The sequence below is a fragment of the Tabrizicola flagellatus genome, assembly GCF_046295235.1.
Taxonomy (GTDB): Bacteria; Pseudomonadota; Alphaproteobacteria; order Rhodobacterales; family Rhodobacteraceae; genus Tabrizicola; species Tabrizicola flagellata_A.
The window spans coordinates 12,422-30,403 of the sequence record NZ_JBKBLV010000041.1 but is presented as its reverse complement, the minus strand read 5'-3'; the positions used below and the strand labels follow the sequence as shown (position 1 = coordinate 30,403).

At 67.3% G+C, this 17,982-nt stretch carries 15 protein-coding genes and 1 tRNA gene; 11 read left to right on the top strand and 5 right to left on the bottom strand.

Annotation, left to right across the window (positions count from 1 at the left end; genetic code table 11):
* From ACK4IU_RS15720 to ACK4IU_RS15705, 4 genes are all read left to right on the top strand, one after another.
* A tRNA-Val gene (locus ACK4IU_RS15720) sits at window positions 1–76 on the top strand.
* 192 nt (window positions 77–268) lie between these two features.
* On the top strand, window positions 269–1,498 hold the full coding sequence (locus tag ACK4IU_RS15715) for an efflux RND transporter periplasmic adaptor subunit (RefSeq protein WP_409736884.1): 1,230 nt from the start codon (window positions 269–271) through the stop codon (window positions 1,496–1,498).
* A gap of 1 nt (window position 1,499) precedes the next feature.
* Window positions 1,500–2,228 (top strand): ABC transporter ATP-binding protein, encoded by a 729-nt coding sequence (locus ACK4IU_RS15710; protein WP_409736882.1) that lies wholly within the window; start codon window positions 1,500–1,502, stop codon window positions 2,226–2,228.
* A complete protein-coding gene (locus tag ACK4IU_RS15705; RefSeq protein WP_409736880.1) occupies window positions 2,225–3,439 on the top strand; it encodes an ABC transporter permease in 1,215 nt (404 codons plus the stop codon). The genes ACK4IU_RS15710 and ACK4IU_RS15705 overlap by 4 nt, the downstream gene beginning before the upstream one ends.
* A gap of 25 nt (window positions 3,440–3,464) precedes the next feature.
* Here ACK4IU_RS15705 and ACK4IU_RS15700 read toward each other — a convergent pair whose 3' ends face one another.
* The 4 genes from ACK4IU_RS15700 to ACK4IU_RS15685 form a co-directional block, all read right to left on the bottom strand.
* The gene (locus ACK4IU_RS15700) at window positions 3,465–4,598 is read right to left on the bottom strand and encodes a serine/threonine protein kinase (protein ID WP_409736878.1); all 1,134 of its coding nucleotides are present in this window, start codon (window positions 4,596–4,598) and stop codon (window positions 3,465–3,467) included.
* Window positions 4,599–5,079: 481 nt separating this feature from the next.
* Window positions 5,080–6,654 carry a CRTAC1 family protein gene (locus tag ACK4IU_RS15695; RefSeq protein WP_409736876.1) on the bottom strand — a complete coding sequence of 525 codons (1,575 nt, stop codon included), beginning with the start codon at window positions 6,652–6,654 and terminating at the stop codon, window positions 5,080–5,082.
* Window positions 6,651–7,955 carry a vanadium-dependent haloperoxidase gene (locus ACK4IU_RS15690; protein WP_409736874.1) on the bottom strand — a complete coding sequence of 435 codons (1,305 nt, stop codon included), beginning with the start codon at window positions 7,953–7,955 and terminating at the stop codon, window positions 6,651–6,653. The genes ACK4IU_RS15695 and ACK4IU_RS15690 overlap by 4 nt, the downstream gene beginning before the upstream one ends.
* Window positions 7,956–8,027: 72 nt before the next feature.
* Window positions 8,028–9,401 carry an NAD(P)/FAD-dependent oxidoreductase gene (locus ACK4IU_RS15685; RefSeq protein ID WP_409736872.1) on the bottom strand — a complete coding sequence of 458 codons (1,374 nt, stop codon included), beginning with the start codon at window positions 9,399–9,401 and terminating at the stop codon, window positions 8,028–8,030.
* Window positions 9,402–9,487: 86 nt separating this feature from the next.
* On the opposite strand from ACK4IU_RS15685, the gene ACK4IU_RS15680 reads away from it, so the two are divergent.
* The 6 genes from ACK4IU_RS15680 to ACK4IU_RS15655 all read left to right on the top strand — a co-directional run bounded on the left by ACK4IU_RS15680 (window position 9,488) and on the right by ACK4IU_RS15655 (window position 13,962).
* Window positions 9,488–11,095, top strand: a complete 1,608-nt coding sequence (locus tag ACK4IU_RS15680; RefSeq protein WP_409736870.1) for a N,N-dimethylformamidase beta subunit family domain-containing protein — start codon at window positions 9,488–9,490, stop codon at window positions 11,093–11,095.
* Between the two features lie 45 nt (window positions 11,096–11,140).
* On the top strand, window positions 11,141–11,755 hold the full coding sequence (gene ccmA / locus ACK4IU_RS15675) for a heme ABC exporter ATP-binding protein CcmA (protein WP_409736868.1): 615 nt from the start codon (window positions 11,141–11,143) through the stop codon (window positions 11,753–11,755).
* Window positions 11,756–11,831: 76 nt separating this feature from the next.
* The gene (gene ccmB / locus ACK4IU_RS15670; protein ID WP_409736866.1) at window positions 11,832–12,488 is read left to right on the top strand and encodes a heme exporter protein CcmB; all 657 of its coding nucleotides are present in this window, start codon (window positions 11,832–11,834) and stop codon (window positions 12,486–12,488) included.
* 55 nt (window positions 12,489–12,543) lie between these two features.
* Window positions 12,544–13,272, top strand: coding sequence for a heme ABC transporter permease (locus ACK4IU_RS15665; RefSeq protein ID WP_409736864.1), 729 nt, complete (start codon window positions 12,544–12,546; stop codon window positions 13,270–13,272).
* Window positions 13,272–13,430, top strand: coding sequence for a heme exporter protein CcmD (gene ccmD, locus ACK4IU_RS15660; protein WP_409736862.1), 159 nt, complete (start codon window positions 13,272–13,274; stop codon window positions 13,428–13,430). The genes ACK4IU_RS15665 and ccmD overlap by 1 nt, the downstream gene beginning before the upstream one ends.
* On the top strand, window positions 13,423–13,962 hold the full coding sequence (locus ACK4IU_RS15655; protein ID WP_409736860.1) for a DsbE family thiol:disulfide interchange protein: 540 nt from the start codon (window positions 13,423–13,425) through the stop codon (window positions 13,960–13,962). The genes ccmD and ACK4IU_RS15655 overlap by 8 nt, the downstream gene beginning before the upstream one ends.
* 397 nt (window positions 13,963–14,359) lie before the next feature.
* On the opposite strand, the gene acnA is transcribed toward ACK4IU_RS15655, so the two are convergent.
* Window positions 14,360–17,107 (bottom strand): aconitate hydratase AcnA, encoded by a 2,748-nt coding sequence (acnA, locus tag ACK4IU_RS15650; RefSeq protein ID WP_409736858.1) that lies wholly within the window; start codon window positions 17,105–17,107, stop codon window positions 14,360–14,362.
* A 175-nt stretch (window positions 17,108–17,282) separates the two neighbouring features.
* Here acnA and ACK4IU_RS15645 point away from each other — a divergent pair, with 175 nt between their 5' ends.
* A complete protein-coding gene (locus tag ACK4IU_RS15645) occupies window positions 17,283–17,978 on the top strand; it encodes a DUF1223 domain-containing protein (RefSeq protein WP_409736856.1) in 696 nt (231 codons plus the stop codon).
* The last annotated feature ends 4 nt before the right edge of the window (window positions 17,979–17,982 follow it).

Sequence of the window (17,982 nt, the reverse complement as noted above, 5' to 3'; positions counted from 1 at the left end):
GGGCGGTTAGCTCAGCTGGTAGAGCGTCTCGCTTACACCGAGAATGTCGGGGGTTCGAATCCCTCACCGCCCACCATCCGGTCACAACGCCGACATTTCGACGGAAATTCCTTCTGGTTGCGTTACATCAGAAATGTAGGTCCAGCTGTGAGGCCTGTGCGCACTGCCCCGGTGGCGGCGCGCTGAAAGGGAGATGGCATTGGCAGATGGTGGCAGCGCTGGGGGCGGAACGCCGAAGGCGCGATCCGTGAAAGACACGGCGGTCGAAATGAGCAGCATCCTGTCCCGGCCTCGGCGCCGGCGCTGGCCATGGGTGATCCTTGTCGCCGCGCTGCTGGCGGGTGGCGTTGCGTGGGCCTGGCTGTCCGGTTCGCAAACGTCCCGCAGCGTCCGCTACACCACCGCCGAAGTCACCCGGGGCGAGGTCATCGTCACTGTGACCGCCACTGGCTCGGTCCAGCCGACGACACAGGTCGATGTCTCTTCGGAACTGTCCGGGGCGCTGGCCGAAGTGGCGGTGGATTTCAACGACCGGGTCGAGGTGGACCAGGTCCTCGCCAGGCTGGACGATACCAACCTCAAGGAAGCGGTGCAGACCGCCAAGGCCCAGTTGCAGGCCGCCGAGGCCAACCTCAAGCAGGCCGAGGCTTCCGCGCGCGAGGCCGAGGCGAACCATGAGTCGCAGCTGGAACTGGACCGGCGCGGACAAAGCACCCGGCTGAAGCTGATCGCCTCGGAAGTGGCGCGCGACCGGGCGCGCGCGGCGGTGGATGCGGCTAATGCCGATGTCGCGCTGGCCCGGGCACGAGTGTCCGAGGCGGAGAACGACCTCGGGAAATCCATCATCCGGTCGCCCATCACCGGGGTGGTGCTGAACCGCGCGGCCGAGCCGGGCCAGATCGTCGCCGCCTCGCTGAACGCGCCGGTCCTCTTCACCCTGGCCGAGGATCTTGCGCGGATGGAACTGCGCGTCGATGTGGACGAGGCCGACATCGGCCGCGTCGCGGTGGGCAATACGGCCAACTTCACCGTCGATGCCTTCCCGGATCGCAGCTTTCCGGCCACCATCACCACCATCCGCTATGCGCCCGAGACGACGGACGGCGTCGTCACCTACAAGGCGATCCTTTCGGTGGACAACCGGGACCGCCTCTTGCGCCCCGGAATGACGGCGACGGCCACCATCGCGGTGACGGTCGAGAAGGACGTGCTGCGGGTGCCGAATGCGGCGCTGCGCTATGAACCGCCGCGCGCGGCCGAGGACAGCGGCGGCGCGTCCGGGCGCGGGCTGGTGGGGATGATCATGCCGGGCCGGTCCTCGACGCCAAGCCTGACCCGGGGATCCTCGGGCGGCCGGTCGGTCTGGCTCCTGCGCGACGGCGTGCCGGTGGAAGTGCCGGTCGAGCCGGGCGTCACCGATGGTCGCGTGACAGCCGTCACGGCCGAGGGTCTGGCCGAGGGCGACCAGGTCATCGTCGATCAGAGCGTGGGCGGCTGAGATGACCTCCGCCGCCTCCGATCGGCTCCCGCCCCTGATCGAACTCGTCGATGTCTGCCGCGTCTATGGCAGCGGCGAGGCCGAGGTCCGGGCCCTGGATCATGCCGATCTGGTGATCCGGCAGGGTGAATTCGTCGCGATCATGGGGCCTTCGGGATCGGGCAAGTCAACCGCGATGAACACGATCGGGCTATTGGACCGTCCGACCTCGGGCCGCTATCTGTTCAACGGCGTCGAGGTGCAGGATCTTGACCGCGACCGGCGTGCGCTCTTGCGCCGGCACTTCCTGGGTTTTGTCTTTCAGGGCTTCAACCTGTTGCCCCGCACCTCGGCGCTGGAGAATGTCGAACTGCCGCTGATCTACAAGGGCATGCCGCGCGCCGAGCGGATCGCGCGCGCTCGCCTGGCGCTGGCCAAGGTGGGGCTCGAGGGGCGCGAGGACCACGACCCGTCGCAGCTCTCGGGCGGCCAGCAGCAGCGCGTGGCCATCGCCCGTGCGCTGGCAGGCGACCCTATGGTGATCCTTGCCGACGAGCCGACCGGCAACCTCGACAGCCACCGCAGCCACGAGATCATGCGGCTTTTGCAGCAACTGAACCGCGAGGACGGCATCACCATCGTCATGGTCACGCATGAGGACGACATAGCGGCCTACGCCGGTCGCCTGATCCTGTTCGCCGATGGCCGGATCCGCAGCGATGCACCCGTGCCGGAAAGGGCTCCGGCATGATCTGGGAGACGGTCCGCCTCGCGCTGCTGGCGTTGCGCCGGAACAAGCTGCGCTCGGCCCTGACCATGCTGGGCATCGTCATCGGCGTGGCGGCGGTGATTGCCATGGTGACGGTAGGGCAGGGCTCGTCGCGCTCGGTCGCGGCCAGCGTGGAAAGCCTCGGCACCAATGTCCTGACCGTACGCCCGGGCAGTCGCAGTTTCGGGCCGCCAAGCGTTGGCGGCTCGCAGGCCACCAGGCCCTTCACGCTGCGCGATGCCGATGCGCTGATGGGGCTTGCCGTCCTGAGCCGGGTTTCGCCGACCGTCTCGTCGATGCAGACCGTGGTGGCCGGGGCCGCAAACGCCACGACCAGCATCACCGGAGCCACTTCGGCCTATCTCGAAGTCAACGGCTGGACCGTCATCGGCGGGCGCGGGTTCGACACGTCCGAAGACCGGACCAGCGCCGCAGTCTGCATCATCGGCGAAACGGTGCGGCAGACTTTGTTCGGCGTGGCCGATCCGGTGGGCCAGCAGCTCCGGATCGGCAAGGTCAGTTGCGAGGTCATCGGCCTTTTGCAGGCCAAGGGCGCCGGGGCCTTCGGCCAGGATCAGGACGATCTGATACTGATGCCGATCCGCACCGTGCAGCGCCGTCTCCTGGGCAGTGACAACATCTCGTCGATTTCCGTGGCGCTGACACCGGGGGTCTCGTCGCAGCGCGGCGCGCGCGAAATTGAGGCGCTGTTGCGCGACCGGCGGCGGATCGCCGAGGGCGCGCCGAACGATTTCAACGTCAGCGACCGCGCCCAGATCGCCGAGGTTCTGACCGGGATCAACTCGGTTCTGACCGGGATGCTGTCCTCGGTCGCCGCCGTCAGCCTCCTGGTCGGCGGGATCGGCATCATGAACATCATGCTGGTTTCGGTCACCGAACGCACGCGCGAGATCGGGATCCGTCTGGCCATCGGCGCCGAGGGGCGCCAGGTGCTGACCCAGTTCCTGGTCGAGGCGGTGGTTCTGTCACTGGTCGGCGGGATCATCGGGGTCATCGTCGGGCTGGGGCTGGCCTTCGGGGCGTCGCTCTACATGGCGATCCCCTTCGCGCCGCAGACCTACGTCGTGCTCCTCGCCTTCGCCTTTTCGGCGCTGATAGGGGTGATGTTCGGCTTCTTTCCCGCCCGCAAGGCGGCAAGGCTGGACCCGATCGAAGCGCTGCGCCACGAATAGCCGGGCGGGACGAGCTGTCCCGACCCTAGGGAAGAAGCCACCAGACCGCAGCCAGCCCGGCCAAGACGAGGGCGCCGCCAGCCCCGTATCTGACCCAGGGGCTCGGGGCCGTGACCTCGTGCGCAGCGGCCACCGGGCGCGATGCTCCTGCGACCGGCCGGTCGGCGGGGCGGCCGGTCAGGGCCTCGGGCAGCGTTCCGCCCTCTTTGCCGATCCGGATCCAGTCCAGCCAGTCTGCTGCGGACTGGATGCGGTCGCGGGGCATGACGCGGGCTGCCTTGTCGATCGCTTCCAGGAAGCCAGGCGGATAGCCCTCGAACCGGCCGGCCAGCGGCTCGTAAGGATCGGCTTCGCCTTCCGCCACGCGGGCGAGCCGGCGCTGGCTTTCCGGTGGCGCCTTGCCCGAGATCAGATGATGGAAGGTCGCAGCCAGGGAATAGAGGTCGCTGGCCGGGCTCTGCTCGGCACCCGTCAGGTAGAACTCCTGCGGCGAGTATCCTTCCTTGATGACCCGCCGGCCGGTCAGGACACGGGTTGCCCGCACCACCTGTTCGCTGGCGGCACCGAAGTCGATCAGGATCGGGTTGCCGGTCTTGTCCACCAAAATGTTGTCGGGCGAGATGTCGCGGTGCAGGATCCCGGCTTGGTGGATGAACTCCACCGCGCTGAGCATCTTCTTCAGCATGGTGACGACCTGATCGGGCGTGAAGGCCTGATCGGTCGAGTTCATGATGTCATGCAGATCCTTGCCGTCGATGTAGTCGATGGCCATGTAGGCGGTATCATTGTCCTCGAACACCTGGTGCACGCCCACGATGTTCGGATGCACGAGCCGCGCGAGACTCTTGGCCTCTTCCATGAAGCTTTCGACGAAACCGCGGAAATCGTTCTGGTGCTTGCGCGACCGGGCGCGGACCAGGCTGGTCGAGCGGCGGCAAAGCGCGTTCGGGAAACACTCCTTGATCACCACGGTCCGGTCGAGGCTGTCCTTAGCCAGATAGGTGATCCCGAATCCGCCGCTGTTGAGGAAACCCTCGATCGTGTAGTGCCCGCCCAGAAGCTTGGTTCCCGGCTTCAGATCGTCGGCGAAGGCATCCGGGTCCGTGCGGCCCAGTTCGGTCTCCAGCTGATTGCTGATCTGCGTTGGGCCTTGCGTCACGTCACACCTGCCAGTCAGGTCACTCAACAATTCACACAGCATGCACACAGGCGCGTGGCGCCACTGTAGCCAGACTTGCTTTCCTGCGGATTAATGCGCGTAGGAAACAAGTCCACCCATCGCCAAATCCGTTAACCATTGTAACGCCTGATAAACGGCAGACGCAAATGCCTATAAAATCTGGAAAAAAGCGGCGCATTGATCGCGCGGGACTGCACCCCCCTGATAGCTTTCGGCCGTTGCGCGCCTCATCGCGCAAGGCTTTGATTGCAAGGCGATTTTCTGGTGGGGTCCACGGCTGTCGGCAGGATTCGCATTCTGCAAAGTGTGACAATTTCCTTTGCAATCCCATAGGGATGCGCCCCGATCTTGCCCTAATCTTAACATGCTTGCTTGCCTTGCGGGACTCCGGCGGTCGGTACGCAATCAATGATTGTGCTTGCGGGCCCGATCTGCCCCCCGCAAATGATTCGCGCAGAGATCAGCCGGGAACCCAGATTTCCGGCGGCTTGCCGGGGCGCAGGATCTGGAAACTGCCTACCGGCAGGGTCAGCCACGGGTCCGCGGATCCATCCGGCCAGATGACCCGCATCTCGGCGCCAGTTGCCTCGCCAAGCCCGAAATGCAGCCATCCGACGGAGCCCGAAACATGGCCGCCGCCCGAGGCGATCTCGTGGCGCTCGATCGCCTCGCCGCGCCGGATCTCGACCAGCGCGCCGATGGCGTCGCGGTTGGTGCCGTCCTGCGCCAGCCGGACCTGCACCCAGTTGCCAGTGCTTTCGCCGGTCTGCCGCCAGACCTCGGCCGGGGTCCAGCGGTTCACCACCACGATGTCCAGCATGCCGTCGAGGTTGAGGTCCACCACCTGCGCGCCGCGGCCGATGCCCATGCTGGCGACGCCCGCGCGGTCGCCGGCCTCGACAAAGGGGCCGTCGGCGGTGCCCAGCAGCAGGTTGTTCGGATCGCGCTCGGCGAAATCCGGCATCTTCGCCACGTTGCCCTTGGCGACGAAGATGTCGAGCCATCCGTCGTTGTTAACGTCGGCGAATTGCGGGTGCCAGGCGGTGGAGGGGCGCAGGTCGTCGCCTGTATAGGGCCGGTGCGCCGTCACCCCGGACTTGAAGGCCAGATCGGCGTAATCCGGCTTTCCCGAGGCCGGATCCTTCAGGAATTGCAGCTTGTTGTCGGCCATCGAGGTCAGGAAATAGTCCTGATAGCCGTCGCGGTTCACATCCGCCGCCGCGATCCCCATGCCCCAGATGCGCAGGCGCTTCCATCCCTCGGCCTCGGTGTAGAGCCGCGGCGGCTGGCCAGGGTCAAGGTGCCAGAGCTGTTCCTGCCCGCCCTTGTAGTATTCCCGGTCGTTCGACACCCGCAGCGCCCACTGGCCCGACCGGTTCCAGTCGGTGAACAGCATCGACAGTGCACAGAAGGACGGTGTCAGCGGGACCGGCGGGGCAAAGCGACGGCCATCCGGCCCGGACTCGGGGCGGTGCAGCCAGTTGTCGGTGCAGGAGCCCCAGGGGAAATCCTCGGCCGCGCGGTCGATGTAGTTGCCGATGGCAATGGTCGGCCAGTCCTGCCCCTTCTCCCAGATTGCAGCGAAAGCGGTGGACCAGGCTTCGCCGCCGTCGAAGCCCCAGGTCTCGGTCGCATCCTCGAACTTGCAGTCGCCCAGCCCCCGCATCAGCAGGTTCGGCCCCTGGCGCAACACCACGAGGTCCATCAGCCCGTCGCTGTCGATGTCCAGCGGATAGGCGCCCAGCACCGCGTCAAGCGTGATGGCGTCGGTCTTCTCGAAGGTCAGCTCGCCGCCCACCGCGCTGCGGTTCAGATAGAGCGCCGAAGGGCCGGCACCGCCCGACAGGAAGAGCTCGGGGAAGCCGTCCCCGGAACAGTCGAAGCTGGCGACCCCGCCGCCGACCATGTACTCCCATTCGCCCTCATAGACGGTGCTCAGGCCTGAGGTGGCCGTCTCGTCGGTGAAGGTGGGCACGACGGGATCGGCCAGCGCCGGCAGGGCGACAGAACAGAGGACAATGACCGCAGCCTTCACGCCGAGACCCTCAGCCGGGCGGCATGGGCGCCGATGCAGCGGCCCTGCACCAGGCCTTCATCGCAGGCAAACCGGTAGTGGATGCCGCCGTAGAGCCTTGAAATGGCGGCCTCTTCCGCTGCCTCGCGGAAGCTGGCAAAGCGGCGGACCGGCAGGCCGTCGTCCTCGTGCGTGGCATCCTCGAAGGCGAAGTTCTCGCCGAAGAGGGCAGTCAGCGCCGCCTCGGCTGCGCCGGACTGCACGGAATGGCCCGAGGGATATTCCGGGAAGGGCGGCGTGATCAGCAGCGTCTCCCAGTTCGGGTCGATGTTGCGCTTGATGTAGGTGACCGGCCGGACCAGGTTCCAGATGTATTTCTCGCGCCAGCAGCCGATGAAGGCATCGGCCACCGCGATCCCGTTCACCGCCAGCGCCGCCGCCGTGCGTTCGGCCGACAGCCCGTCGCGCTCGGCGATCTGCAGGATGATCGAGACCCAGTGGCCCGGCGGAGTCGGCGACAGCATCGGGTCGTCCGACCAGAACCGGGCGATGATCTTGTGCTCTTCTGTCAGGACTTTCGAGACCTCGTAGACCTCGCGCGCGGCCTCGAAGAAGGCGCTGCCGGGTTCGGCCGAGAATTCGGGGTGCGCCTTGACCGTGCAGATGGCTGCCTCGGGCAGGGCAAAGGGGCGGTTCGTGCCCCAGTTCGGCAGCAAGGGCGCCTGCTGGATGCGGATGTCGCTGGTCGGCACCCAGTCCGAGGGATCCTCTCCGAAGGTGTAGTCGTAGGGGAAGCCCAGGTTTTCCACCACCGCGCCGCCGTCGGACTGCGACCAGTCCCAGACGTGGGCGGCAATCGCCAGACCGTGCGCGCGGCTGGCGGCGACGATCTCGGGGGCGAGGCCCGCATCGATCCGTTCCGCCAGCTTGCGCGCCATCGCCTGCATCGCACCCTGGCCGCTGGGGCCGGTGTTGCCGAAATAGTCGTTCATCGCCTTGCCGAGCGCGGCATCAAGAACCGCTGCGGGGTCAAGACCAGAGGCGGGGACCGGCAAGGGGGTCAGCCCGTGCAACTGCCCCGCCAGCGTGACCGGCCCCGGTACCAGCCCGACGTGGGCTTCATGCGCGATGATCCCGACATAGGCGAAGGCGCGGCTGGCAACGGGGGGCGAATAGGTCGCGGTATGGCGCACCAGTTCCAGCACCAGACGGTGCCAGTCGATCAGTGCGCCCCGGCATAGCTCGGCCCGGTCGGCGGCAAGGGCCGGGGTCGCCAACAGGGCGACGGTCCCGGCAAGGAACTGACGGCGATCGATGGACATTGCGGATTCCCCCCAGCAGGTGCGGCGCACGGTAGGCCAAGCCGTCCGGTCCGGGCAAGCGTTCAGTTTGCGCTAACCGCGCCCGGTCAGCCAGTTCCCCAGCGCCGCAAGCTTCGACGGCCCCGCGCCCGGCCGGTCCTCACGCCGGTCGGCGGCGTTCAACAGCGCATACATCCCGTGCACCCCCAGCCAGCGGATCGGCTCCGGCTCCCAGTCCTTCACGCGCCGGTTGACCCAGGGCAGGTGGACCAGGTCCGTGTCCCGTCCCAGGGCCAGGTCGGCCAGCGTCCGCCCCGCGAGGTTCGAGGTGGAAACCCCCACCCCCACATAGCCCCCCGCCCAGCCCAGGCCGGTGACCGGGTCCAGCCCCACCGTCGCGCACCAGTCGCGCGGGACGCCCAGGACGCCGCACCAGGCATGGTCGATCTTTGCTCCCCGTGCGGCGGGGAAATGCCGGTGCAGGATCGCGGTCAGCCGCCGGATCGTCTCGGGGTCCGGCGCGCCGTTCGTGTCGAGGTTCGAGCCGAACCGGTAGGGCACCCCCCGCGCGCCCACGGTGATCCGCCCCTCGCGCGTGCGCTGGCAATAGCAATAGGCGTTGGCGAAATCCCCCACGATCTCATGGCCTTGCCAGCCGATCTTCTCCCACACCTCGGGAGGCAGCGGCTCGGTCGCGATCTGGGCCGAGTTCATCGGCAGCCATTCCCGCTTCCTCCCCGGCAATCCTGCCGTGAAGCCCTCGGTGCAGCGCAGGATCACCGGCGCCTCGACGCGGCCGTGGTCGGTGGTGACCACCCCCGGCTCATAGCCCGTGACCGTGGTGCCCTCGACGATCCTGACGCCCGCCCGCTCCACCGCCTTCGCCAGCCCCCGCACCAGCTTGGCCGGCTGCACGCGCGCCACGTTCGTTACCACCATCGCTCCAAGCGCCCCGGGGATACGGATGCGCGCCTCAAGGTCACCCGCCGACATCTCGAAGACCCTGTCCTCCTCGCCCCAGTGTCGCCGGTGCTCCACCTCGGCCCGCATCCGCCCGACCTGCGCCGGCTTCGTCGCCACCATCAGCTCGTCGGTGCGCTGGATGTCGGCCTCGATCCCGCAGGCCTCGGCCACGCGGATCACCTCGTCCACCGTGCCGTTCATCGCCTCGACCATGGCGCGGACCGCGTGCTCCGACGAGGTCTCCAGATACCGCGCATGGTTCCAGGCAAAGCCGCCCGTCAGCCAGCCCCCGTTCCGGCCCGAGGCGCCGAAGCCCGCGAACTCCTTCTCGATCACCAGCACGTCCAGCGCGGGGGTCGCCTGTTTCAGATACCAGGCGGTCCAGAGCCCGGTATATCCCGCCCCGATGATCGCCACATCCGCCGTCGTGTCGCCGGCCAGCGCCGCGCGCCGATAGGGCAGGCCGATGTCGGCATACCAGAACGAGACATCTCCGATCCGCATGAAACCCCCTGTTTTCGGCCAAGGGGCCACAGGACAGGGCGCAGTTCAAGGCCGAATGGGCGTTGCCTTCGCCTTCCAGCCCGCCGATGCTGCGCGAAAACCACGCGAGGCGCACGATGCAAGGCTTCTTCGTACCCGGTCCCCATGACGACGGCGATCCGGTCACCGGGCATTATTACGAGACCGCCTCGCCCGACCCGACGCGCCCCCAGGTCTGGGGCTACACCGCCGCGCTGTCCTACCTTCCGGGAGAGACCCTGCGTCTCCACGCCATGTCTTCTGCGCCCCAGGCCCGCCTGGTCATCGCCCGCGATGGCCTCACGCCCGTCACCGTCCTCGACACCCTCATCCCCACCAGCTTCGCCGCCACCCCTTCCGATTGCTCGGTCAAGGGCTGCGGCTGGCCCGAGGCTTTCCAGCACGAGATCCCGACCCATTGGCCGACCGGCGTCTATACCGTGACGCTGGAAATCGACGGCCACTCCTCCCAAGGCATGTTCGTCCTGAAACCCGCCCAGCCCACCGCGAAGCTGGCCCTGATCCTCGCTACCGGCACCTGGTGCGCCTACAACGACTGGGGCGGGTCGAACCATTACCAGGGCCTCTGCGGCCCGACCGGGGGGGATTTCGCCGCCGAGGTCAGCCTCCTGCGGCCCTGGGCCAAAGGCTTCGTCCGCTGGCCCGAGGACGCCCCCCGCATCCCCCATGCCTCGCCGCTTCTGTCCCGGCCGCGCTATCCGCACATGGACTACGCCCGCGCGAACGGCATTTCCAAGAAATACGCCTCCTCGGGCTGGGCCGCGTTTGAGCGCCCCTTCGCGCTTTGGGCGGAGGGGCAGGGCATCGCGCTGGACTATGTCACCCAGCACGATCTCCACGCCGACCCCAACCTCCTGAAAGGCTACCCGCGGGCCGTGATCGTTGGCCATGACGAATACTGGACGAGGGAGATGCGCGACCATCTTGACGCCTGGATCGACGCTGGCGGCCGGCTTGCCCGCTTTGGCGGCAACTTCTTCTGGCAGACGCGGCTCTCGCCCGACCTCCTCACCCAGACCTGCCACAAGTCCAGGGCCGAGGCCGAGGACCCCCTTGGCCAGACCGACCGCATCACGAGCTACTGGGACCACCCCCGAGCCCGCCGCCCGGCCGTGGCGACGATGGGCCTGACCGGGTCGATGGGCGTCTATGCCGGGTGGAGCCGCTGCGCCGCCCACGGCTCGGGCGGCTTCACCCTCTACCGCCCCGACCATTGGTCGATGGCCGGCACCGGCCTTGGCTACGGCGATGTCCTTGGCGCGCAATCGAGAATCTTCGGCTATGAGGTCGACGGGATCGACTACGAGATCCGCAAGGGCCTGCCATACCCCGCGCCCGATGCGGGCCTTGAGGGTGAGCTGACCATCGTCGCCCTCTCGCCCGCCACCACACTCGCCCACCACACCGGGCGGCACGACATGGATCACTTCATCGGCACCCTCGACGCCGAAGAGGTCGCCCAGACCATCTATGGCGCGGTCACGCCCGAAACCCTGGGCCTCGCCAGCCGCGGCAACGGCTGCATGGCCGAGTACCGGCGGGGCAGGGGGGCCGTGTTCAACGCCGCCAGTTGCGAATGGGTCGCGGGCCTGATCGCGCGGGAACGGCCCGTGGAAGTCGTCACCCGCAACATCCTCCTCGGCGACTGGCGCTGACCATGCCCCTTTCCCAAACCGCCCCCATCGGCTAGGGCTTCGCCCATGTTGAGCACGTCCGATCTTGCAGTCGCACGCGGCGGGGTGACGGTCCTGCGGGGCCTGACCTTTGCACTGATGCCCGGTCAGGCGCTGATCCTGCGCGGGCCGAACGGGTCGGGCAAGACGACTCTGCTGCGCACCCTCGCAGGCCTGCAACCGCCAGCCGAGGGCACCTACCACCTGCCCCCCGACTCCGTCGCCTACGCCGCCCATGCCGACGGGCTGAAATCCACCCTGACCGTCGCGGAAAACCTGAGCTTCTGGTCACAAATCTACGGCGGCCCCGCCATCGACCACGCCCTGACCGCCCTGAACCTCACCCAACTCACCCGGCGCCGGGCGGGAGAACTTTCGGCAGGCCAGAAACGCCGCCTCGGCCTCGCCCGCCTTCTGGTCACCGGCCGCCCGATCTGGCTGCTCGACGAGCCGACCGTCAGCCTCGATGTCGCCTCCGTTGCCCTCTTCGCCGATGTGGTCCGCGCCCATCTCGCGGCCGGAGGCCTGACTGTCATCGCCACCCATGTCGACCTTGGCCTGCCCGAGGCGCAAGTGCTCGATCTCGAGCCCCACCGCGCCCGGGTGATCCAGAACACCGGCTTCGATGAGGTCTTCGCATGACGGGCCTTGGCACCCGGGCGCGCCGTCGGAGCCTCCGGCGGGAGTATTTTGGAAAAGGGCAAATGCGGGGGGCGTCATGAAGGCGCTGCTTCTGCGCGACCTGCGGCTTGCCTTCCGCTCCGGCGGCGGCTTCGGGCTGGGGCTCGCGTTCTTCTTCCTTCTGTCGGTGCTGGTGCCCTTGGGGGTCGGGCCCGAGGGCGGGACGCTGGGCCGGATCGCGCCGGGGATCCTGTGGGTCGGCGCGCTCCTCGCCTGCCTCCTCTCGCTCGACCGCATCTTCGCGCTGGATCACGAGGACGGATCGCTGGACCTGCTGGCCACTGCGCCGATCCCGCTTGAGGCTGTCGTCGCGGTGAAGGCGCTTGCGCACTGGCTGGTCACGGGCTTGCCCCTGACCCTGATCGCGCCCGGGCTGGCGGTGTTCCTGAACCTGCCCTCGGGGGGCTATCCCTGGCTTGTGGTTAGCCTCGTGCTCGGCACGCCGGCCCTGTCGATGATCGGCGCCTTCGGCGCTGCGCTCACCGTGGGCCTGCGCCGGGGCGGGCTTCTCCTGTCGCTGTTGGTCCTGCCGCTCTATGTGCCCACCCTTATCTTCGGCGGAGAGCTCGTCCGGCGCGGGGCCGAAGGGATGGCGCTGGGGACGCCCCTCGCGCTGCTTGCGGCGATCAGCCTAGGGGCAGCGGCGCTGTTGCCGTTTGCGGCCGCAAGCGCGATCCGCGTCAATTTGCGCTGAGCTCTCGCGCGATGGTGTGTTGAGCGGAAAACTGGAACAGGATAGGCAACTGCCCATGTCGATCTGGGAATATGCGAACCCGAAGAAGTTCATGCAGACTTCGGCCTGGGCCTTGCCCTGGGCTGTGGGGCTGACGGCGATCCTGCTGGCGGTCGGGCTGGTCTGGGGGTTCTTCTTCACGCCGGATGATTACAAGCAGGGCTCGACGGTCAAGATCATCTACCTGCATGTGCCCGCCGCGATGATGGCGATCAATGCCTGGATCATGATGCTGGTCACCTCGCTCATCTGGATCGTCCGCCGCCATCATGTCTCGGCACTGGCCGCCAAGGCCGCCGCGCCGGTGGGCCTGACCTTCACGCTGATCGCGCTGGTCACCGGCGCGCTCTGGGGCCAGCCGATGTGGGGCACCTGGTGGGCCTGGGACCCGCGGCTGACCTCGTTCCTGATCCTGACGCTGTTCTATTTCGGCTACATGGCGCTCTGGGCGGCCGTCGAGGACCCCGACACGGCGGCCGACCTGACCTCGATCCTCTGCCTGGTTGGCTCGGTCTTTGCGCTCCTGTCGCGCTATGCGGTGAACTTCTGGAACCAGGGGCTGCACCAGGGGGCCTCGCTGTCGATGGACAAGCAGGAGAATGTGTCGGACGTGTTCTGGCTGCCGCTGGTGGTCTGCATCGCGGGCTTCATCCTTCTGTTCGTGACCATGGTCCTCGTGCGCACCCGGACCGAGATCCGTGCGCGGCGGCTGAAGGCGCTTCTGGCGCGGGAGCGGGTCGCGTGATGCCGGATCTGGGGAAATACGCCGTCGCGGTGCTGGGGTCCTACCTGGCCACTGCGGTGCTGGTCGCGGCGCTGGTCGGGCTGTCGCTGTGGCAGTCGGCGAGAATGAAGCGCGCGCTGGCCGAGGTCGAGGCGCGGCAGGAGAAGTCGGATGGCTAGGTGGCTGATGATCCTGCCCCCGGTCCTGTTCGCGGGACTGGCGGGGCTGTTCTACGCGGGGATGCAGCGGTCGAACCCCGGAGAGCTGCAATCGGTCTTCGTCGGCCGACCGGCGCCGGCGCTGCCCGCGACGACGCTGCAGGGCATCCGCGGGCTGACCGAAGCCGATCTGCGGTCGGGCGAGGTGACGGTGGTCAACTTCTGGGCCACCTGGTGCCCGCCCTGCCGGGCCGAACATCCGGTGCTGAAGGAGATGGCTGCCCAAGGCATCCGGGTCGCCGGGGTCAACATCCGCGACGACGACGCGAAGGCGGTCGCCTATCTGGAGGAGGAGGGCAACCCCTTCATCGGTGTCGCCACCGACCCGACGATGCGCGGGGCGATCGACTGGGGAGTCACCGCCCCGCCCGAGACCTTCATCATCGGCGGGGACGGGACCGTCCTGTTCCGTTTTGTCGGGCCGCTGGTCGGCACCGATTACGAGACCCGCTTCAAGCCGGAACTGGAAAAGGCGCTGGCTGGCGGGACCTGAGTGTCCACGGTGGACATTCTCTGATCGTCAAATGATACCAATGACTTGCTCGCGGACGTTAGGATTTTCTTAACCTCGGCGCAGCCCCATCGGACCCATTTCGAAGGCCCCGGGAAACGCCCGGTTTGCGGCACGCTTGCCCTAGATCAGCGCGAGGGTCAGGACGAGTGCGAAGCCCGCGAGCAGCGTCAGGTCAATCGGGGCCGGGGTCGGAAGCGCGCGGCCCATTGAGCGGGCAGGGGTCATGGCCTGTTGCGGGCGAAGGGACGGAAAGCGGTCGGACATGGTGCAAAGCCTTCTGGCTGGGGATAGCCTCAGACTGCCGCCGAAACTCGGAACAAAAGGTGAAGACCCGGGGGTTGCCCGGGCCTTCCGTGGAAACAGTCCGTTTCCGAACTCAGGACGCTGCTAGGTTCCGCAGCACATAGTGCAGGACGCCGCCGTTCTGGACGTACTCGATCTCGATGGCGGTATCGATCCGGCACTTCAGCTGGATCACCTTCTCGCTGCCATCGGCATAGCGGATGGTGCAGGGCACCAGGCTGAGCGGCTTGAGGTCGCCCTCCAGCCCGCCGATCGAGACCACTTCGTCGCCCTTCAGACCCAGCGTCTTGCGGGTGTCGCCGCCGGTGAACTCGAAGGGGATGACGCCCATGCCGACGAGGTTCGAGCGGTGGATGCGCTCGAAGGACTCGGCGATCACCGCCTTGACGCCCAGAAGGGCGGTGCCTTTCGCCGCCCAGTCGCGCGAGGAGCCCGCGCCGTATTCGATGCCGCCGAAGATCACCAGCGGCGTGCCCTGTGCCTGGTAGGCCATCGAGGCGTCGTAGATCGAGGTCTGCTGCCCGTCCGGCCCCTTGGTGTAGCCGCCTTCCACGCCATCCAGCATCTCGTTCCTGATGCGGATGTTGGCGAAGGTGCCGCGCATCATCACCTCGTGGTTGCCGCGGCGGGCGCCGTAGCTGTTGAACTCCGAAACGGGAACACCGCGTTCGGTCAGATACTTGCCGGCCGGAGTTGAAGCCTTGAATGAACCTGCCGGGCTGATGTGGTCGGTGGTGATCATGTCGCCCAGAAGCGCCAGGACCCGCGCGCCGGTGATGTTGCGGATGACGCCGGGTTTGGCGGACATGCCCTGGAAATAGGGCGGGTTCTGGATGTAGGTCGAGGTCGGCGGCCAGTCGTAGGTTTCCGAATCCGTGACCTGCACGCCCTGCCACTTGGCGTCGCCCTTGAAGACATCGGCGTATTTCGACTGGAAGGCCTCGCGCGTGACGACCGCATGGACGATGTCGGCGATTTCCTTGTTCGTCGGCCAGATGTCCTTGAGATAGACCGGCTTGCCGTCCTTCGACGTGCCGAGCGGTTCGGTCGTCAGGTCGATGTTCATGTCGCCCGCCAGCGCATAGGCCACCACGAGCGGCGGCGAGGCGAGGTAGTTCGCCCGCACGTCGGGGCTGATCCGGCCCTCGAAGTTGCGGTTGCCCGACAGGACGGCGGCAGCCACGAGGTCGCCCTCGTTGATCGCCTTGGAAATCTCGGGCTGCAAAGGCCCGGAGTTGCCGATACAGGTGGTGCAGCCGTAGCCCACCAGGTTGAAGCCCACGGCGTCGAGGTCATCCTGCAAGCCGGCGGCCTTCAGGTATTCCGACACGACCTGGGACCCTGGCGCGAGCGAGGTCTTGACCCAGGGCTTGCGGTTCAGACCCAGCGCGCGGGCCTTCCGTGCCACCAGCCCCGCGCCGATCAGGACGTAGGGGTTCGAGGTGTTCGTGCAGGAGGTGATCGAGGCAATCACCACCGAGCCGTCGCGCAGCACATAGTCCTGCCCGACCACCGGGGCCGACTTGCGCGCATCCACCGCCGGGGCGGGGGTCGGGCCCTCGGCCGCCATGTCCTTGGCCGCGGCGCTGGTATCCACGCCGCGATAGTCGCAGACCGTGCGGTAGAAGCCCGCGGCGGCCTCGGTCAGCGGGGTATAGTCCTGCGGCCGCTTCGGTCCCGAGATCGCCGGGACAATGGTGGACATGTCGAGGTGCAGGGTCGAGGTGTAGATCGGGTCGTAATCCGGGCCGCGCCACATGCCGTTCGCCTTGGCATAGGCCTCGACGAGCGCGATGCGCCCCTCATCCCGGCCGGTCTGGCGCAGGTAGCGCAGGGTCTCGTCGTCGATCGGGAAGAAGCCGCAGGTCGCGCCGTATTCGGGGGCCATGTTGGCGATGGTGGCGCGGTCGGCGAGCGGCAGGCGGTCGAGGCCGTCGCCGTAGAATTCGACGAACTTGTTCACCACGCCGTGCTTGCGCAGCATCTGCACGACCTTGAGGACGAGGTCGGTCGCGGTGGTGCCTTCGACCATCTCGCCGGTCAGCTTGAAGCCGACGACCTCGGGTATCAGCATGGAAACCGGCTGGCCCAGCATCGCGGCCTCGGCCTCGATCCCGCCCACGCCCCAGCCGAGGACGGCCAGGCCGTTGACCATGGTGGTGTGGCTGTCGGTGCCGACCAGCGTGTCGGGGTAGGCGACCAGGTTCCCGTCCTGGTCGGTGTCGGTCCAGACGGTCTGCGCGAGGTATTCCAGGTTGACCTGGTGGCAGATGCCGGTGCCGGGGGGCACGACGCGGAAGTTGTTGAAGGCGTTCTGACCCCATTTCAGGAAGACATACCGCTCCATGTTCCGCTCGTATTCGCGGTCCACGTTCATCTGGAAGGCGCGGGGATGGCCGAATTCGTCGATCATGACCGAGTGGTCGATCACGAGGTCCACCGGCACCAGCGGGTTGATCTTCGCGGCCGAGCCTTTCAGGCCCTTGATCCCGTCCCGCATCGCGGCGAGGTCGACGACGGCGGGGACACCGGTGAAGTCCTGCATCAGCACGCGGGCGGGGCGGTAGGCGATCTCGATGGGGTTCTGGCCGCCGTTCTTGCCCCAGGTGGAGAAGGCCTTGATGTCATCGACGCTGACGGTCTTGCCATCCTCGAAGCGCAGCATGTTTTCCAGAACGACTTTCAGCGAGGCGGGGAGGCGCGAGAACTCGCCCAGGCCGGCGGCCTCGGCGGCGGGGATCGAATAATAGGCGACCGTCTGGCCCCCGGCGGTCAGGGTCTTGCGGGTCTTGGAAAGGTCATGTCCAACGGTGACGGTCATCTCTGGCTCCCATGAAGGTCGGCTGCGGCGGATTTGTATACCATTGTATGCCGAATATCCAGCCCCGCTTTGCGGCTTTCCTACAGCATATGACAGGTCTCTCGCAAAACCTTGATTGGCTCGCGCTGCCGGGCATCCCTATAACGCACTGGGGACAAGGATCAGGATACGCGACATGCGACATTTCGTCAGCGCCGCTTGCGGGATCTGGCTTGCGGCCGCGATGCCATTGCAGGCCGAGCCAGTAGTGGTGGTGGAGCTCTATACCTCCCAGGGCTGTTCCTCCTGCCCGCCGGCCGATGAATTCGTGGCGATGCTGGCGTCAAATCCGCAGATCCTGCCCCTCGCGCTGCATGTCGATTACTGGGACTACATCGGCTGGGAAGACCGTTTCGCCAAGGCGCAGTTCACCGACCGCCAGCGCGCCTATGCCAAGGCGGTGGGCTCGCGGACGATCTACACGCCGCAGTTGATCATCGGCGGGCAGGACCGGATCGAGGGGTTCGCGCCGGAAAAGACCGCCAAGCGCCTGCGGGCGCATCTTGAAGCCGACACGCCGGTCCGACTGACCGTGCAGCGCGAGGGCGACAAGCTGGTGATCCGGGCCGAGGCCGATCCGCCGCTCGACGAACCCGTCCGGGTGCAGCTGGTGCGCTATACCCCGGAAGAGACGGTGCGGATCGAGCGGGGCGAGAACGCCGGCAAGACCATAACCTACACCAATATCGTCACCTCGTGGGAACGGCTGGGCGACTGGTCCGGCCGCGAGCCGCTGGAAGTGACGGCGCCCTTCCCGGGCGACGAGCCGGGGGCGGTGATCGTGCAGCAGGACGGGCCGGCTGCGATCCTTGCCGCTGCGCGGGTGGACTGACGCC

Excerpts from the sequence above, each read along its gene's own strand:
- ACK4IU_RS15715 (WP_409736884.1), top strand. The coding sequence starts at position 269 with ATGAGCAGCATCCTGTCCCGGCCTCGGCGCCGGCGCTGGCCATGGGTG.
- ACK4IU_RS15710 (WP_409736882.1), top strand. The coding sequence starts at position 1,500 with ATGACCTCCGCCGCCTCCGATCGGCTCCCGCCCCTGATCGAACTCGTC.
- ACK4IU_RS15705 (WP_409736880.1), top strand. The coding sequence starts at position 2,225 with ATGATCTGGGAGACGGTCCGCCTCGCGCTGCTGGCGTTGCGCCGGAAC.
- ACK4IU_RS15690 (WP_409736874.1), bottom strand. The coding sequence starts at position 7,955 with ATGTCCATCGATCGCCGTCAGTTCCTTGCCGGGACCGTCGCCCTGTTG.
- ACK4IU_RS15685 (WP_409736872.1), bottom strand. The coding sequence starts at position 9,401 with ATGCGGATCGGAGATGTCTCGTTCTGGTATGCCGACATCGGCCTGCCC.
- ACK4IU_RS15680 (WP_409736870.1), top strand. The coding sequence starts at position 9,488 with ATGCTGCGCGAAAACCACGCGAGGCGCACGATGCAAGGCTTCTTCGTA.
- ccmA (WP_409736868.1), top strand. The coding sequence starts at position 11,141 with ATGTTGAGCACGTCCGATCTTGCAGTCGCACGCGGCGGGGTGACGGTC.
- ccmB (WP_409736866.1), top strand. The coding sequence starts at position 11,832 with ATGAAGGCGCTGCTTCTGCGCGACCTGCGGCTTGCCTTCCGCTCCGGC.
- ACK4IU_RS15665 (WP_409736864.1), top strand. The coding sequence starts at position 12,544 with ATGTCGATCTGGGAATATGCGAACCCGAAGAAGTTCATGCAGACTTCG.
- ccmD (WP_409736862.1), top strand. The coding sequence starts at position 13,272 with ATGCCGGATCTGGGGAAATACGCCGTCGCGGTGCTGGGGTCCTACCTG.
- ACK4IU_RS15655 (WP_409736860.1), top strand. The coding sequence starts at position 13,423 with ATGGCTAGGTGGCTGATGATCCTGCCCCCGGTCCTGTTCGCGGGACTG.
- acnA (WP_409736858.1), bottom strand. The coding sequence starts at position 17,107 with ATGACCGTCACCGTTGGACATGACCTTTCCAAGACCCGCAAGACCCTG.
- ACK4IU_RS15645 (WP_409736856.1), top strand. The coding sequence starts at position 17,283 with ATGCGACATTTCGTCAGCGCCGCTTGCGGGATCTGGCTTGCGGCCGCG.